Raw genomic sequence first — 17,932 nt, forward strand, 5'->3', positions numbered from 1 at the left:
CTTTTCTCTCTTTCTGTTCCGCTATCTCTAGCGCTCACAACCAAACAAGCTGATAACCTTCAAAACTTTCTTCTCTTTCTTCTCTGAGTCTGTTTCGTCTTCTCAACACCCAAAACCCTTGAGCGTTGTATAGTTAAGCCTCTCGGGCAATTAGTATCTGTTAGCTCAACGGCTCGCACCGCTTACACACCAGACCTATCTACGTCTTAGTCTTAAACAACCCTTACAGATTTTAAATCTGGGAGAACTCATCTCTTGGCAAGTTTCGTGCTTAGATGCTTTCAGCACTTATCTCTTCCGCACTTAGCTACCCGGCAATGCGTCTGGCGACACAACCGGAACACCAGTGGTGCGTCCACTCCGGTCCTCTCGTACTAGGAGCAGCCCCAACCAATTCTCCAACGCCCACGGCAGATAGGGACCGAACTGTCTCACGACGTTCTAAACCCAGCTCGCGTACCACTTTAAATGGCGAACAGCCATACCCTTGGGACCTACTTCAGCCCCAGGATGTGATGAGCCGACATCGAGGTGCCAAACACCGCCGTCGATATGAACTCTTGGGCGGTATCAGCCTGTTATCCCCGGAGTACCTTTTATCCGTTGAGCGATGGCCCTTCCATTCAGAACCACCGGATCACTATGACCTACTTTCGTACCTGCTCGACTTGTCTGTCTCGCAGTTAAGCTTGCTTATACCATTGCACTAACCTGACGATGTCCGACCGTCATTAGCAAACCTTCGTGCTCCTCCGTTACTCTTTGGGAGGAGACCGCCCCAGTCAAACTACCCACCAGACACTGTCCGAGACCACGTTTCGTAATCTTCGTTAGAACATCAAACGTTAAAGGGTGGTATTTCAAGGACGCCTCCACAATCACTGGCGTGACTGCTTCTAAGGCTCCCACCTATCCTACACATCAAAATTCAATGTTCAGTGTCAAGCTATAGTAAAGGTTCACGGGGTCTTTCCGTCTAGCCGCGGGTACACCGCATCTTCACGGCGATTTCAATTTCACTGAGTCTCGGGTGGAGACAGCCTGGCCATCATTATGCCATTCGTGCAGGTCGGAACTTACCCGACAAGGAATTTCGCTACCTTAGGACCGTTATAGTTACGGCCGCCGTTTACTGGGGCTTCGATCAGGAGCTTCTCTTTCGATTACACCATCAATTAACCTTCCAGCACCGGGCAGGCATCACACCCTATACGTCCACTTTCGTGTTTGCAGAGTGCTGTGTTTTTAATAAACAGTTGCAGCCAGCTGGTATCTTCGACCGGTTCAACCTTCGCCCGCAAGGGACTACAATCTACGCCGGCGCACCTTCTCCCGAAGTTACGGTGCTATTTTGCCTAGTTCCTTCACCCGAGTTCTCTCAAGCGCCTGAGTATTCTCTACCTGACCACCTGTGTCGGTTTTCAGTACGGTTTAGATAAACCTGAAGCTTAGTGGCTTTTCCTGGAAGTGTGGTATCGGTTACTTCAGCTCCGTAGAGCCTCGTCATCATCTCTCAGTGTTTAATAGAAGTCCGGATTTGCCTAAACTTCCCACCTACAAACTTAAACGCACATATCCAACAGTGCGATAACCTAACCTGCTCCGTCCCCACATCGCAGTTTATCCAAGTACGGGAATATTAACCCGTTTCCCATCGACTACGCTTTTCAGCCTCGCCTTAGGGGCCGACTCACCCTGCCCCGATTAACGTTGGACAGGAACCCTTGGTCTTCCGGCGAACGGGTTTTTCACCCGTTTTATCGTTACTTATGTCAGCATTCGCACTTCTGATACGTCCAGCAAACCTCTCGATTCACCTTCATCCGCTTACAGAACGCTCCCCTACCCAACAGACTTTCGTCTGATGCCGCAGCTTCGGTGCTATATTTGAGCCCCGTTACATCTTCCGCGCAGGCCGACTCGACTAGTGAGCTATTACGCTTTCTTTAAATGATGGCTGCTTCTAAGCCAACATCCTAGCTGTCTAAGCCTTCCCACTTCGTTTCCCACTTAATATAGACTTTGGGACCTTAGCTGGCGGTCTGGGTTGTTTCCCTCTCCACGACGGACGTTAGCACCCGCCGTGTGTCTCCTGAGTATCACTCTTCGGTATTCGTAGTTTGCATCGGGTTGGTAATCCGGGATGGACCCCTAGCCGAAACAGTGCTCTACCCCCGAAGGTGTCCGCTCAAGGCTCTACCTAAATAGATTTCGGGGAGAACCAGCTATCTCCCGGTTTGATTGGCCTTTCACCCCCAGCCACAAGTCATCCGCTAATTTTTCAACATTAGTCGGTTCGGTCCTCCAGTTAGTGTTACCCAACCTTCAACCTGCCCATGGCTAGATCACCGGGTTTCGGGTCTATACCTTGCAACTAAACGCCCAGTTAAGACTCGGTTTCCCTTCGGCTCCCCTATTCGGTTAACCTCGCTACAAAATATAAGTCGCTGACCCATTATACAAAAGGTACGCAGTCACCCTTAAAGGGCTCCCACTGCTTGTACGTACAAGGTTTCAGGTTCTATTTCACTCCCCTCACCGGGGTTCTTTTCGCCTTTCCTTCACAGTACTGGTTCACTATCGGTCAATCAGGAGTATTTAGCCTTGGAGGATGGTCCCCCCATCTTCAAACAGGATATCACGTGTCCCGCCCTACTTATCGTTAGCTTAGTACCATGACCTGGACTTCGAGTACGGGGCTATCACCCTGTATCGCCAAGCTTCCCAGCTTGTTCCTCTGTCTCTGTCATTATCACTAACAGGCTCCTTCGCGTTCGCTCGCCGCTACTAACGAAATCTCGGTTGATTTCTTTTCCTCGGGGTACTTAGATGTTTCAGTTCTCCCGGTTTGCCTCACTTACCTATGTATTCACTAAGTGATAGTAGATTCTTCATCTACTGGGTTTCCCCATTCGGACATCTTGGATTAAACGCCTCTTATCGACTCATCCAAGCTTTTCGCAGATTAGCACGTCCTTCATCGCCTCTGATTGCCAAGGCATCCACCTTGTACGCTTAGTCACTTAACTATACAACCTCAAAAATTCTTGATGTTGTGTTTTTCAACTAAACACTTGATTGCTTTTGTTCAATCAAGATTTTCTTCTTACTCAGACTTTTTCTTATCCTTTAAAAGGACTTGAAAGTCTCTTCAGTTTTTCAGCTTGTTTCCTGGTTGTTAAAGAACAGAAATAACATTTTCAGTTATCATCGTTAAATAAACTCATTAAGTATAAAAACTCAATTTACTTAACGATGATAAGTGGTGGAGATAAGCGGGATCGAACCGCTGACCTCCTGCGTGCAAGGCAGGCGCTCTCCCAGCTGAGCTATATCCCCATGTCATCGTTTATTTATTACCTTATTCACCTCAATCACTCACTCAGTTTGAGTGGTGGGTCTGAGTGGACTTGAACCACCGACCTCACCCTTATCAGGGGTGCGCTCTAACCACCTGAGCTACAGACCCAAGGGAATAACGGCTTTCTGCTCGATATTGTCTACAATATATCAATCAATCTGTGTGGACACTTATTGTCTCTCGTTTTTGGTAAGGAGGTGATCCAACCGCAGGTTCCCCTACGGTTACCTTGTTACGACTTCACCCCAGTCATGAATCATACCGTGGTAAACGCCCTCCCGAAGGTTAAGCTATCTACTTCTGGTACAACCCACTCCCATGGTGTGACGGGCGGTGTGTACAAGGCCCGGGAACGTATTCACCGCAACATTCTGATTTGCGATTACTAGCGATTCCGACTTCATGGAGTCGAGTTGCAGACTCCAATCCGGACTTAGACGTACTTTGTGAGATTCGCTCCAGCTCGCACTATCGCTTCCCTCTGTATACGCCATTGTAGCACGTGTGTAGCCCTACTCGTAAGGGCCATGATGACTTGACGTCATCCCCACCTTCCTCCGGTTTATCACCGGCAGTCTCCTTTGAGTTCCCGACCAAATCGCTGGCAACAAAGGATAAGGGTTGCGCTCGTTGCGGGACTTAACCCAACATTTCACAACACGAGCTGACGACAGCCATGCAGCACCTGTCTCAGAGTTCCCGAAGGCACCAATCCATCTCTGGAAAGTTCTCTGGATGTCAAGAGTAGGTAAGGTTCTTCGCGTTGCATCGAATTAAACCACATGCTCCACCGCTTGTGCGGGCCCCCGTCAATTCATTTGAGTTTTAACCTTGCGGCCGTACTCCCCAGGCGGTCGATTTATCACGTTAGCTACGGGCGCCAAACTTAAAGTTCAACCCCCAAATCGACATCGTTTACAGCGTGGACTACCAGGGTATCTAATCCTGTTTGCTCCCCACGCTTTCGCACATGAGCGTCAGTACATTCCCAAGGGGCTGCCTTCGCCTTCGGTATTCCTCCACATCTCTACGCATTTCACCGCTACACGTGGAATTCTACCCCTCCCTAAAGTACTCTAGACTCCCAGTCTGAAATGCAATTCCCAGGTTAAGCCCGGGGCTTTCACACCTCACTTAAAAGTCCGCCTGCGTGCCCTTTACGCCCAGTTATTCCGATTAACGCTCGCACCCTCCGTATTACCGCGGCTGCTGGCACGGAGTTAGCCGGTGCTTCTTCTGTAGTTAACGTCAATCACTTAGTCTATTAAACTAAATGCCTTCCTCGCTACCGAAAGAACTTTACAACCCGAAGGCCTTCTTCATTCACGCGGCATGGCTGCGTCAGGGTTGCCCCCATTGCGCAATATTCCCCACTGCTGCCTCCCGTAGGAGTCTGGGCCGTGTCTCAGTCCCAGTGTGGCTGGTCATCCTCTCAGACCAGCTAGAGATCGTCGGCTTGGTGAGCCTTTACCTCACCAACTACCTAATCCCACTTGGGCTCATCCTATGGCATGTGGCCCGAAGGTCCCACACTTTAATCTTTCGATATTACGCGGTATTAGCTACAGTTTCCCGTAGTTATCCCCCTCCATAAGCTAGATTCCCAAGCATTACTCACCCGTCCGCCACTCGTCATCAAAGAAGCAAGCTTCTTTATGTTACCGTTCGACTTGCATGTGTTAAGCCTGCCGCCAGCGTTCAATCTGAGCCATGATCAAACTCTTCAATTCAAGTTCAATCGCTCAATACTGCTGACATAAAATGTCACTACTTAAAAAAGTATTATGAATTTCTAGTTAGCACCTATTAAGACTTCAAAATTAAAAAATATTTTTAAAACAAGTCAATCAACAAGTGCCCACACAGATTGTCTGATATATTGTTAAAGAGCAAAAAAAATAATTGGTCGGCGAGATAGGATTTGAACCTACGACCCACTGGTCCCAAACCAGTTGCGCTACCAAGCTGCGCTACTCGCCGTCAGATTTCTCAATTAAGAGAAAATGGGGTGGCTAATGGGATTCGAACCCACGACAACTGGAATCACAATCCAGGGCTCTACCAACTGAGCTATAGCCACCATTGATTAGTTGTTTACCGCATTGACTTATGGCGCGCTCGACAAGATTCGAACTTGCGACCTTTGGCTCCGGAGGCCAACGCTCTATCCAACTGAGCTACGAACGCGTTACTGCGTCGTTGCAGGGGCGTATATTAATGATTTCCAAATACCTTGTCTAGCACTTTTTTGAAAAAAAATATCAAAAGATAAATTTTTGTTCAATTTGTATAGAATTTATTATGTATTCGTTTATTTTTAGTGCTAAAACGTAAAAAAGATAGCAAATTGCTATCCTTTTTATTTAATTTATTGCTTGTTACGACGTGCTCGACGTTTCATTCTTCGTACCCATCGGGTGATTTTCCATGCTTTTGTAATTGAATAAGCATAAAGGAAGAATAATACAATAAACGCAATAAACATTGCCCATTCATTAATATAGAAGACTTCGCCTAAGATCCCAATTGTGGCACAAATGGCTGCAAAGAAGGTAATTAATAAAAAGGCTTGGCGAGAGGTTAATCCTGCACGAACCATTAAGTGGTGTACATGTAAGCGATCCGGACGGAATGGACTTTTCCCTTTGCGTAAACGGCGATAAATAATTGCCACCATATCAATTAAAGGAACAGCAATAATCCAAAGTGCGGTCACTGGATTCATCGGATGTCCTTTCCCTTGCGTACTTAAAAGTAGAATCCAAATAATAGTAAAGCCGATTAAAGTACTTCCTGCATCGCCCATGAAAACTTTATATTTTGGCCCGAACGGAATCCCTAAGTTTAATAATAGATAAGGTAAAATCGCTACAATTAAGCCAAAACTCCAATATGCCATATCCATCTGTCCATCACGGAACATCAAGATACCGATGGCAGCAAATGAAACAATTGACAACCCTCCTAGCAATCCATCAATACCATCAATCATATTAAAGGCATTAATAATCGCGATTGTGGCAAATACGGTAATAATCAATCCGATAGAACCAAGTGTTAATTGGAATGGCCCGAGAATTTGGCCTAAATGATCTAAATAAACATTACCTAAGTCGATCATTAAAATCGCAAGCACCGCTTGAATTCCTGCACGCAAGAAAGGGCTAATATCGAAGCGGTCATCTAAGATACCAATTGCCAGTAGAACAAAAATACTGAATATATAAAGATACGGTAAACGAAGTTGATCCCACTCCATTAAATAATAGCAAAGGTTTCCCATGAAAAGAGAAACACCGCCAATAAGGGGAATTGCACCTTGGTGACGTTTACGATAATTCGGTTTATCAACCAAGCCAATTTTATTGGCAATTGGTCGCATGACAATTAAGGTTAAAAATGCCCCTAAAAAAGTAACGAGAAGACTTAGCATAGTTTTTATCCTAAAAATTTTTTGCAAAGGATAACATAAAGAAAAATCAGCACACAAAAATTTTTCTCAAATTCAGTTTTTTAGTACAATATGCCCACTTTTAATATAAGGATTAAAAATCATGACAAAATCAACCGCACTTTTCTCTCGTGCACAAGAAGTTATTCCTGGTGGTGTAAACTCCCCTGTTCGTGCTTTTAAAGGCGTAGGTGGCACACCCGTATTTATTCAAAAAGCCAAAGGCGCTTACATTTACGATACCGAAGGCAAACAATATATCGATTATGTGGGTTCTTGGGGGCCAATGATTTTAGGTCACAATCACCCTGCTATTTTAGATGCTGTATTAAAAGCAGCGGAGAATGGTTTAAGCTTTGGTGCGCCAACACCATCTGAAATTGATTTAGCAGAATTGGTCTGTGAAATTGTGCCATCAATTGAAATGGTTCGTATGGTGAGTTCAGGTACTGAAGCAACCATGACAGCCATTCGTCTTGCGCGTGGTTATACAAATAGAAGCAAAATCTTAAAATTTGAAGGTTGTTACCACGGCCATTCTGATTCACTTCTAGTAAAAGCAGGATCGGGGGCGTTAACACTTGGTCAACCAAGCTCACCAGGTGTGCCTGAAGATTTTGCAAAACACACTTTAACTGCAGAATATAACAATCTTGATTCTGTTAAAAAATTATTTGAAGAATTTCCTAACGACATCGCTTGTGTGATTATTGAACCTGTCGCAGGCAACATGAACTGTATTCCGCCAAAAGAAGGTTTCTTACAAGGCATTCGTGAAATTTGTGACCAATATGGTGCACTTTTCATTATTGATGAAGTCATGACGGGTTTCCGTGTTTCACTTGCGGGTGCACAAGCTTACTATGGTGTAACACCTGATCTCACCACATTAGGTAAAGTCATTGGTGGCGGTATGCCAGTGGGTGCTGTTGGCGGTAAAAAAGTGATTATGCAACACCTCGCACCAACCGGCCCTGTTTATCAAGCAGGTACTCTTTCAGGTAACCCGATTGCAATGGCGGCAGGTTTAGCCTGTTTAACCGAATTGAAAAAAGCAGGTAACGAGCAACACCTTGCAGAATTAACCACTAAACTTTGTGACGGCTTAAAAGCATTAGCTCAAAAACACAATGTGCCATTTGTAATTAATCATGTAGGCGGCATGTTTGGTATTTTCTTCACTGACCAAAAACAAGTTACCTCTTATGCAGAAGTCATGAAATGTGATACCGAAAAATTCAAAATATTCTTCCATAAAATGCTCGATCAAGGTGTTTACCTTGCTCCTTCTGCTTTTGAAGCAGGCTTTATGTCTTTAGCACATACAAATGAAGACATTGAAAAAACGCTTACTGCCGCTGATATTGCATTTGCCGCAGTGGCTTAAATATAAAAAGTGCGGTTAAATTTAACCGCACTTTTTTATTTCATATTATAAACGTTCATAGAGCACGTTTTCTAACAATCCCCTTTCCTCTTCGCTTAATGCGATTCCGTTTTCATTTGTCAGAATGAAGAAGTCTTCGGCTTTTTCTCCCACAGTCGTAATTTTTGCATTACAAATATTGAGTTTTAACTCGCTAAAAATTTGACTGATTTGAGCCAATAAACCGGGTTTATCTAAGGCTACCACTTCTAATTCGGTATGCTCTTTTTTGGTTTCTTTCAAAAAACGCACATCTGTTTTTACGGTAAAATGTTGCAACTGTCGATTATTTGCAAAAGACATGGATGGCAATTTTTCACCTAATAAAACAGAGGTTAATACCGTCTCTAATTCTCTGCGACGTTCTGAACGAACCAATTCACCATTTAATTCTGTGATGATAAAGCTGTCGAATACGTAGCCATCATCGGATGTTAAAATTTGCGCATCATGAATACTGAATTTTTTCGCGCCAATGGTTGAGACCACTTTATTAAATAAATTGGTTTGATCAGGAGAATAAACGAAAATTTCTGTTCCGCCGGAAGAAAAACGGTTACTGATTTTAACGAGTACTTCACCACCAAATTCAGCTAATAACTCTGTATGCCACGCAATTTGTTTTGGACTATTTCGTAAGAAATAATCAGATGGGCAACGCTGCCACAACGCTGAAATTTTCTCTTCCAATAATTCTGGTTGTTCTTTGGATAAAATTGCCAAAGCCAACTGACGATTTTCAAGGATCTTTTCTTCATTATCTAATAGCAAATCCATCCCTTGTCGGAATTGTTGCGCCGTATAATCGTATAAAGAGGCAAAAAGAGAACGCTTCCAGCTATTCCATAATGTACCATTTGTCGCACAAATATCCGCAACGGTCAGACAAGTGAGATAATCTAAACGAACTCGATTTTGCACATTTTCTGCAAAGTTCATCACGACTTCGGGATCATGAATATCTCGACGCTGTGCGGTAATTGACATGAGCAGATGTTCTTTCACCAACCAGATCATTGTTTCAATTTCTCGACGATCAAAACCATGCAAACGAGCAAAGTCAGCGATATCTTCAGACCCTAACTCCGCATGATCCCCCCCTCGCCCTTTCGCTATATCATGGAAAAGTGTGGCAACATAAAGCAAAGTTCGGTCAGAAATTTGACTAAATATTTGATGGCAAATGGGATGAGATTCTGCTTCGTCTTCAGCTAAGAAACTTTCCAACTTCAACATCACTCGCAAGGTATGCTCATCCACAGTGTAAATATGGAAGAGATCAAATTGCATCAAGCCTTCAATCCCCTGCCATTGTGGCAAATAAGCCGTTAACACACCATATTGGTGCATTGGGAGGAATGCTCGCTGAATCGCTTTTGGTTGATTAAATAACCGAATAAACTTCTCCCTTGCTTCAGGAATATCACACAATTTCTGCGTCAAACTTTCCAACGCAATCTGAAGTTGGCGTAATGTTGAGGAATGAATTTCGGCTTGTTCATGCTGCGTAAGATAGAAAAAAAGATCCAAAATACGATCCGGTGAACGTAAAAACACATCTTCCTTGCGTAAACACAAACTTTGATTCACTAATTCAAAATTCTCATCCAAAGGATGAATAGAGAGCTCGCCATCTATTGATAAAAAATGCTCCTTATAGTGCTTAATCAGGATATCGGTCAAACGAGAAATCGTGCGTAAAGCTTGGAAAAAACGTTTCATCATTTTTTCGACACCACGGTTCCCGTCGCCTTCAAAACCAAGCATCTCGCTCACTTTGATTTGACGATCAAACAGCAGTCGGTTGTCATAACGTTTTAAAATCAAGTGTAAAGCGAACCGCACTTTGAATAAAAATTCTTGGCTGTCTAATAATTGTTGGTGTTCTGATGGGTAAATAAAGCCGCTTTCCAAAATGCCATTAAGGGTCATTTCTCCTGTGTGGCGTAAGGCGATCCAATATAAAAGGTGAAGATCCCGCAAACCACCTGGGCTGTATTTTAAATCGGGTTCTAAATTGTAACTGGTGTTGTGATAACGCTGATAACGTTCAATTTGCTCTTGTACTTTGGCATCAAAAAATGATTTTACCGCCCAAAAATCTGGCTTTTTCAGTATTTCTTCTAAAGCATTGAAAAGGGATATATCTCCCGATAAATAACGAGACTCAAGCAAATTGGTGGCAATAGTAATGTCTTGTTTACCTTCCTTTTCACATTCTTCCAAAGAACGAACACTATGCCCTACGTCGAATCCACAATCCCATAAGAACTGCACAAACTGAGCAATTTTTTCTTCCGCTTCAATGCCTCTTTCTTCTTTTGAAAGAATAAGAACATCCAAATCAGATAAAGGAAACATTTCTTGTCTGCCATAACCACCTACCGCAATTAAGGTAAGATAAGCTTTATCTAATTCAAATTGCTGCCAAAGCTGTTTTAACAAATCATCACAAAATTGTGTACGGTTAGCAATCAACTCAAAAACAGAATAATCAGAAAAATGCTGACGTTCCAATTCCTTCAAATTTTCACGCTGAATTTTGACCGCACTTGGCGTGAGTGGAGAATCGAAATGATAAGGAAAAAGCATACCGTTCTCTTAATTAAATAAAAAGCCCATAAAAATGAGCTTTCAATAACCATGATGGGAATTAATCTTTGTCAAATATCCAATGAAACACTGAACAGATCCAAAAGACACCTAGTACAACTGCACCAATTGGTAGTGTAACGAAGAAGCCAATCCACACTAAACCTATTGCAGGCTCTCCTTCTCCTATCACCTCAAAAATAATAAGGGGAAGGCACGCAAAAAATACGATAACTAAACTGATCAGAAGGAAAGTTCTAAATCTCATCATAAATCAAATTTTCTTTTAATGCTTTAAATATTGACCATCATACGTTGAATTCGACCTTCCGCAATTTCTTCATCACGGATTGTCATCACTTCACAACCGTTTTCGGTAACCACAATTTGATGCTCATATTGCGCTGAATGGCTACGGTCTTTGGTTTTTACTGTCCAACCATCGCCCATAATGCGTACTTCTTTTTTACCCGCATTAATCATTGGCTCAATGGTGAATACCATGCCTGGTTTTAAAATCACACCACCGTCATCAGCATAATAGTGTAATACTTGAGGTTCGCAGTGGAATTCAGTTCCCACACCGTGGCCACAGTACTCTCGTACTACGCTAAAGCCTTGGCTTTCAGTATATTTTTGTACCGCTTTACCAATTTCATTTAAACGAATACCCGGCTTAACCGTACGTAATCCCACATAAAGCGCTTCTTGTGCCGCTTCAACCAATTTTTGGCTACGAATATTGGTTTCACCCACGACATACATCTTAGAGTTGTCTCCGAAATAACCGTCTTTAATCACGGTTACATCAATATTAACAATATCGCCCTGTTTTAATTTTTTATCGTCGCTTGGAATACCATGGCAAACTACTTCATTTATAGAAATACAGGTTGCTTTCGGGAAACCATGATAATTTAAGCAAGCAGGAATCACTTTTTGTACGTTCACCATGTAATCATGACAAATGCGATCCAATTCTCCCGTCGTCACCCCTTCTTTTACATAAGGTTCGATCATAACCAAAACATCAGATGCTAATTTACACGCTTCACGCAACTTAACAAGTTCTTCTTCAGTTCTTAATGGAATGCCCATTATTTCTCCTTATTTAATTCTGATTTATTCGCATATAATAGCACTAATTCCGTGAAAAATCTTGAATGAATTAACAGGTTATTAGATAATACAAAGATTATTTTTAGGAAAGTGGGGATAGAGATATGTCAGATTTAGATATGGCCGTGCCGCTAACTTTTACTGATGCGGCAGCCAATAAAGTAAAAAGCTTAATTACCGAAGAAGAAAACAATGAATTAAAATTACGCGTGTACATCACCGGTGGTGGCTGCAGCGGTTTCCAATATGGTTTTACCTTTGATGATAAAGTCAATGAAGGCGACCTGACGATTGAAAAATCCGGTGTGCAATTAGTCATTGATCCAATGAGCTTACAATACTTAATTGGTGGCACCGTTGATTATACTGAAGGATTGGAAGGTTCTCGTTTTGTGGTGAACAATCCAAATGCAACCAGCACCTGTGGCTGCGGTTCGTCATTCAGCATCTAACATGGATTTTCAATTTACCCATTATCTAGGCAATGTGCACGCCAAATGTTCAATGGAACACATTGCGCTAGCCAATTGGTTTAATTCAGAAGTGCGGTCAAATCCTCAAGCGTTTTTGACCGCACTTTCTGCCTGTGAGCAAATTAAAAATAATGATGAAGTCACGCTGATTGGTGCCGAATACACGCTTTTTATCAATACCGATGAAGTGATGATTCGCGCCAATAACCTTGCGATTGAAACAGATGAAATTTTAGAAGACGACTTCCATTATTATGATGAAGAAAGCATCGCCTTCTGCGGTACAACAGACTTCATCCACTTTCTTAATACTTATTTTGAATTTATTGCTTAACCTCATTCTCTGAAGCTAATATTATGTCGGAAACGGAAAAAACCTCACCAGAGCAACAAGAAACGCAAGCGCCAGATAAGCGCCGTTCTTGTAAAATCTTTTTAGCTAAAGCAGCCTTTACTTTAGGGACGCTTGCCGTATTTTATGGTGGCTATTTAGACTGGCAAATTCGCTCCAAAATGGATGGCCAAATTTGGCGTTTACCGGCAGAAGTGTATAGTCGTTTAGAAAGCGTAAAACTTTCTGATAACCTTTCTTTTGACGAAGTGATTCAAATCTTACTCGATAACGAATACCGTCAAACGACTATGATTGCGGCACCAGGCGATTTTAAACTCGAAGAGGATACCATCGTATTACTTCGTCGTGCGTTCCCTTATCCTGACAAACCAGAGCCACAACGTGTATTACGTTTACGTTTTACAGATAACAAACTTTCTCGTATTGAAGACTTAGTCAATGTAAAAGCCATTGATGAATTCCGTCTTGCGCCTAAATTAATTGCAATGTTGGAATCAGATAATGAAGATCGTTTAGCCATTCCGTTACAGCAATACCCTCGTTTACTCATCGATGCCTTATTACTCACAGAAGATCGCCGTTTTTATGAGCATAACGGAATTAATCCAGTAGGTATTGTGCGAGCAATGATTGCCAATATTAAAGCCGGTCAAACGGTTCAAGGCGGCAGTACACTCACTCAGCAATTAGTTAAAAACCTATTTTTATCCAGCGAACGTTCTCTGACACGTAAAGCCAATGAAGCCTTAATGTCATTGGTGTTAGATTGGCGATATGATAAAAACCGTATCTTAGAAACCTATCTGAACGAGATTTACCTTGGTCAAAATGGGGATATCCAAATTCACGGTTTTGCACTGGCGAGCCAATTTTATTTTGGTCGTTCTATCCGTGAAATTAGCCTAGACCAAATTGCCCTTTTAGTTGGCATGGTGAAAGGACCATCCCTTTATAATCCATGGCGAAATCCACAATATGCGCTCGATCGCCGAAATGTAGTATTGAAACTGATGCTTGATCACCAAATGATTGGGGATGAGCTTTATGAGATGTTGAGTAAACGTCCATTAGGCGTGCAAGCTAAAGGTCAAATTTCACGTAAATACCCTGCTTTCATCCAAACATTACAAGCGGATCTTCGCCGTCAATTAGGGGAAAACAAAACGTCTGCACTACTTGGTGCGAGAATTTTCTCCACCATGGATTTAAAACAACAGGCACAAGCTGAAAATGCTGTGGTAAATACGGTCAATCATTTACAACTACAAACCAAAAATCCACACCTTGAAGGTGCCATGATTGTAGCGGATTATCACCTGGGTGAAGTACGTGCTGTCGTAGGTGGATTACAAACAGAATATGCCGGATTTAACCGTGCCTTAATGTCAAAACGTCAAATTGGTTCTTTAGTAAAACCATCCATTTATTTGACCGCACTGATGAATCCGGAACAATTCCGTTTAAATACACCAATTCAAAACCAACCAATCACGATTTATGTTAAAGGTAGCCAACCTTGGCAACCTCGTAACTACGATCGCAAATATAGCGGTTCAGTGATGTTGATGGATGCCCTTGCTCGCTCGCTAAATATTCCAACGGTAAATATTGGGATGAAAGTTGGCTTAAGCAAAGTGATTGATACACAAAAAGCCATGGGGTGGGATAATGTTGCTATTCCAAAAGTGCCTGCAACCTTGCTCGGCTCTTACAGTATTTCACCTTATGATGTGACCAAACTCTATCAAACCATTGCAAATCAAGGTGGCAAAATTGAGTTAAGTACCATTCAAAGCATTGCTGATCGTCAAGGAAATATTATTTACGAACACAATACGGTACCGGATCAAGTGGTGCCGAGAGAAGCCGCTTATCAAACCTTGTATGCGATGCAACAAACCGTAGAACGTGGTACTGCGCGTAGCTTACAAAATGATTATGCCGATCTTCGTCTTGCGGGTAAAACAGGTACGACCAACGATGCCCGTGATACGTGGTTTGTGGGTATAGATGGTAAAAATGTTAGCACCATTTGGCTAGGTCGTGATGATAACGGTGAAACCAAATTGACGGGTGCCTCTGGTGCATTACAAATCTATAAAGATTATTTAAACCGTGTTGTCATTGAAAAACTGAAACTCGGTCAACCTTCTACCATTAAATGGGTTGGCATCAATGCTTACGGCAGTTGGAGTTGTGGTAGCAGTCGGACGATCCCTGTATGGATAAATAAAGATCAAAACTTCTGCGCTTCTGCACCAACGACGAGTACGGCAACAGCTACAGCAGCGCAGACTACACAATCGCCACAACCTGAGCAACCTGAATCCGCAAAACAAGAAAGTGTATGGGATGTGTTAGATAATAAAGCGCCTGTTGAAGAAGCGGCACCCGCTCAATAAATTCATTTATTTTTGACCGCACTTTTATATCTCCATAAAGCGCCTAACAAAGGCGCTTTATTCTTTTAAGCATACAATCACCCTCTAGACATTTCCAACTCTTGTAAATTTTTTGATCTCTATCACAAAAATTAAAATTATTTATTGTCATTTCACTGATATCAAAAGATAATTATAAATAGGAATTAATTTCATTTTAGGTAATGAGGTAAATAGACGATGCTACTCCGTTCTATTCGATTTTTCTTTTTAATTTTTTCACTCGCCTTCTCTTCTTCACTCTTTGCGCAAGACAACTACCAACAGTGGGTTAATGATATTACGTCCCGCTTAGACAAAACGGCTCAACTTGTCCAGCAAGGTAATACCGATGATGCGCGCACTGAAGTGCAAATGGCTTATTTTGAAGTGTTTGAAAATCTAGAAGGTCCGATTCGTATCAATTTCTCGGCACAAAAAAGTTACCAAATGGAAGCGACTTTTGGTGAGATCCGTAAAATGATCGGTGAAGGCAGTTCACAAAAAGAGATTCAAGCTAAAATCGATCAGCTCAAAAAAGAATTACAAGAAGTGTTGCCATCATTGATTGAAGGTCACCAGCTCAATGCCGATGGTCAACATGGTGTTTATGATAATCAAGAGATCGCCCCTTATTGGCAACAAAGTTTTAAAACCATTGATGATTTGCTCGCTCAAGGGCTTGAAGCGTATCAAAATGGTGATCTCGATAACGCAAAAAAATTGTTCCAGCAAGCGCAGTACGATGGCTATAAAAATTCAGAAATGGAAATGTCCATTCGCCAAAATCGCTCTGCAGAAATCTCAGCGGCGATCAATCAACAATTTTACAACATCATCCGTTTAAGTGAACAAGCCGATCAAATCACAGAGATTGGCTATCAAAGCACGCAATTATTACAAGATATTGAAGAAAACTTGCCTAACCTGCCAACGACACGTGAAGAACAAAATGTTCAATCCAATGCCGCGCAGCAAGCAACAGATAATCAACAAGAACAAGATTGGAATAAGATTAAACAAGAGATCAACCAACGTATTCAACAAGCTATTGCGCTCTATCAACAAGGTGAGAGCAAAAAAGCGATTCTTTCTGTGCAAGACACCTATTTTGATGTGTTTGAAAGCAGTGGCATGGAGAACAAAATTGGCTCTCGTGATAGCAATTTTAAAGCAGAACTTGAAGGTTACTTCACCCGTTTAGTCAGTTTAATGAAAGCTGAACAAGGTGATAAGTTACAAACACAAGCTGATGGTTTAGACCAGAATTTAACTAAAGCCGTTGAAATGTTACAGGGCGGAGAGCAAAGCGATTGGTCGATGTTCTTATATAGCCTTTTAATCATTCTTCGTGAAGGTTTGGAAGCCTTATTAATTGTTGCGGCTATCGTGACTTACTTAATTAAAAACAACCACCAAGATAAATTGCCGGTTATCCGTCAGTCTGTTTATGTGGCATTAATTGCCAGTGTGATTACCGCATTTATCTTCCAGCTTATCTTTGAAAATTCAGGTCAAAACCGCGAATTGCTCGAAGGCTTTACGATGATTTTTGCTGTAGTCATGCTGTTTATGATGAGTTACTGGTTATTGTCCAAAGTCGAAGCACAAAACTGGAAACGTTATTTAGAAGGTAAACTCTCTACTGCCCTCACTACTGGGTCACTCATTGGCTTATGGCTTACCAGCTTCTTAGCCGTATATCGTGAAGGGGCGGAAACCGTATTGTTCTACTATGCCCTCGTGGGTGATGCGAAAAGTGCGGTCAGTTTTATCTATCTTTTCGCAGGTATCATTGTCGGCGCAATTATTCTCACCATTTGCTACTTCGTGATGCGTTATACCGTGGTGAAATTACCGCTTAAACCATTCTTTATGTTCACGGGTTCTTTCATGTATTTAATGGCCTTTGTATTCGCCGGTAAATCTGTTTTAGAACTCATTGAAGGCAAACTTTTCGAGCCAACGCTGATTAGCGGTGTGCCTGAAATTTCGTGGTTAGGTATTTATCCTTATATGGAAACCCTAATACCACAAGCAATCTTACTCATCGCAGCCGTATTTGCTCTGTTTATTATGAAATATCAAAGCAAAAAAGCCGCGTAATACCCAACAATCCCTTAGGAGAAAAACAATGAAAAAAGCACTTTTAGCAACAGCATTATTTGCGGGTATTTTCACCGCGTCTACTGCAAACGCATTCCAAGAGTATCCAATCGGCGAAGCGGTAACCATGAATGAAATGGAAATTGCAGCGGTTTATCTCAAACCAATCGATATGGAACCACGTGGCATGGGTTTACCTGCTGCGAAATCAGATATTCACTTAGAAGCGGATATCCACGCAGTAAAAGGTAACAAAAATGGCTTTGGTGATGGTGAATGGATGCCTTACTTAACTATCAACTACACTTTAGTAAATGCTGATACTGGTGAAAAACAAGAAGGTACCTTCATGCCAATGGTAGCGGGTGACGGTCCTCACTATGGTGCAAACGTGAAAATGATGGGCGTGGGTAACTATAAATTAACTTACCACATCGACCCTCCATCGAAAGCAGGTATGCACCGTCATACCGACTCTGAAACGGGTGTAGGTCGTTGGTGGAAACCGTTTGATGTAAGCTATGAATTCAAATTCACTGGCATCAAATAATCTCAGGTAAATATTGATTTTACCGACTTGCCTTCCCTTGTTTGTCTTGGGAAGGCAATAGCATTTCATTTAACCTTAA

The 17,932-nt window shown here is 42.2% G+C and carries 9 protein-coding genes, 5 tRNA genes and 2 rRNA genes; 6 read left to right on the plus strand and 10 right to left on the minus strand.

Annotated elements, in window-relative coordinates; all coding sequences use genetic code 11:
• Positions 1-129: 129 nt before the first annotated feature.
• The 8 genes from INQ00_RS08085 to wecA form a co-directional block, all read right to left on the minus strand.
• A 23S ribosomal RNA gene (locus INQ00_RS08085) occupies positions 130-3,029 on the minus strand.
• Between the two features lie 234 nt (positions 3,030-3,263).
• Positions 3,264-3,339 (minus strand) — tRNA-Ala (locus INQ00_RS08090).
• Between the two features lie 53 nt (positions 3,340-3,392).
• Positions 3,393-3,469: transfer RNA gene (locus INQ00_RS08095), tRNA-Ile, on the minus strand.
• Positions 3,470-3,551: 82 nt separating this feature from the next.
• A 16S ribosomal RNA gene (locus INQ00_RS08100) occupies positions 3,552-5,091 on the minus strand.
• Together the 16S and 23S rRNA genes with 5 tRNA genes alongside form the textbook arrangement of a ribosomal RNA operon.
• 173 nt (positions 5,092-5,264) lie before the next feature.
• Positions 5,265-5,341: transfer RNA gene (locus INQ00_RS08105), tRNA-Pro, on the minus strand.
• Between the two features lie 24 nt (positions 5,342-5,365).
• Positions 5,366-5,441: transfer RNA gene (locus INQ00_RS08110), tRNA-His, on the minus strand.
• Between the two features lie 30 nt (positions 5,442-5,471).
• Positions 5,472-5,548, minus strand: a tRNA-Arg gene (locus INQ00_RS08115).
• Between the two features lie 181 nt (positions 5,549-5,729).
• The gene (wecA, locus tag INQ00_RS08120) at positions 5,730-6,794 is read right to left on the minus strand and encodes a UDP-N-acetylglucosamine--undecaprenyl-phosphate N-acetylglucosaminephosphotransferase (protein ID WP_111316100.1); all 1,065 of its coding nucleotides are present in this window, start codon (positions 6,792-6,794) and stop codon (positions 5,730-5,732) included.
• Between the two features lie 121 nt (positions 6,795-6,915).
• Between wecA and hemL the strand changes: the two genes are divergently transcribed.
• Positions 6,916-8,199: a glutamate-1-semialdehyde 2,1-aminomutase gene (hemL, locus tag INQ00_RS08125; protein WP_197546751.1), complete on the plus strand. Its 1,284-nt coding sequence runs from the start codon at positions 6,916-6,918 to the stop codon at positions 8,197-8,199.
• A gap of 45 nt (positions 8,200-8,244) precedes the next feature.
• On the opposite strand, the gene glnD is transcribed toward hemL, so the two are convergent.
• Positions 8,245-10,830, minus strand: a complete 2,586-nt coding sequence (gene glnD / locus INQ00_RS08130; RefSeq protein WP_197546752.1) for a bifunctional uridylyltransferase/uridylyl-removing protein GlnD — start codon at positions 10,828-10,830, stop codon at positions 8,245-8,247.
• Positions 10,831-11,124: 294 nt separating this feature from the next.
• Complete coding sequence (gene map / locus INQ00_RS08135) at positions 11,125-11,928, minus strand: type I methionyl aminopeptidase (RefSeq protein WP_054418940.1); 804 nt, start codon at positions 11,926-11,928, stop codon at positions 11,125-11,127.
• Positions 11,929-12,053: 125 nt separating this feature from the next.
• Between map and erpA the strand changes: the two genes are divergently transcribed.
• The 5 genes from erpA (at position 12,054) to INQ00_RS08160 (ending at position 17,853) form a co-directional block, all read left to right on the plus strand.
• Complete coding sequence (gene erpA, locus INQ00_RS08140) at positions 12,054-12,401, plus strand: iron-sulfur cluster insertion protein ErpA (RefSeq protein ID WP_049369279.1); 348 nt, start codon at positions 12,054-12,056, stop codon at positions 12,399-12,401.
• A 1-nt stretch (position 12,402) separates the two neighbouring features.
• On the plus strand, positions 12,403-12,756 hold the full coding sequence (locus INQ00_RS08145) for a YacL family protein (protein WP_197547518.1): 354 nt from the start codon (positions 12,403-12,405) through the stop codon (positions 12,754-12,756).
• Positions 12,757-12,779: 23 nt separating this feature from the next.
• Positions 12,780-15,179 (plus strand): penicillin-binding protein 1B, encoded by a 2,400-nt coding sequence (gene mrcB, locus INQ00_RS08150; protein WP_197546753.1) that lies wholly within the window; start codon positions 12,780-12,782, stop codon positions 15,177-15,179.
• A gap of 219 nt (positions 15,180-15,398) precedes the next feature.
• Complete coding sequence (locus tag INQ00_RS08155; protein ID WP_197546754.1) at positions 15,399-17,303, plus strand: FTR1 family protein; 1,905 nt, start codon at positions 15,399-15,401, stop codon at positions 17,301-17,303.
• A gap of 28 nt (positions 17,304-17,331) precedes the next feature.
• Positions 17,332-17,853 (plus strand): iron transporter, encoded by a 522-nt coding sequence (locus tag INQ00_RS08160; protein ID WP_049357398.1) that lies wholly within the window; start codon positions 17,332-17,334, stop codon positions 17,851-17,853.
• The last annotated feature ends 79 nt before the right edge of the window (positions 17,854-17,932 follow it).

Source organism: Haemophilus parainfluenzae, assembly GCF_014931275.1.
In the GTDB taxonomy this organism is placed as follows: domain Bacteria; phylum Pseudomonadota; class Gammaproteobacteria; order Enterobacterales; family Pasteurellaceae; genus Haemophilus_D.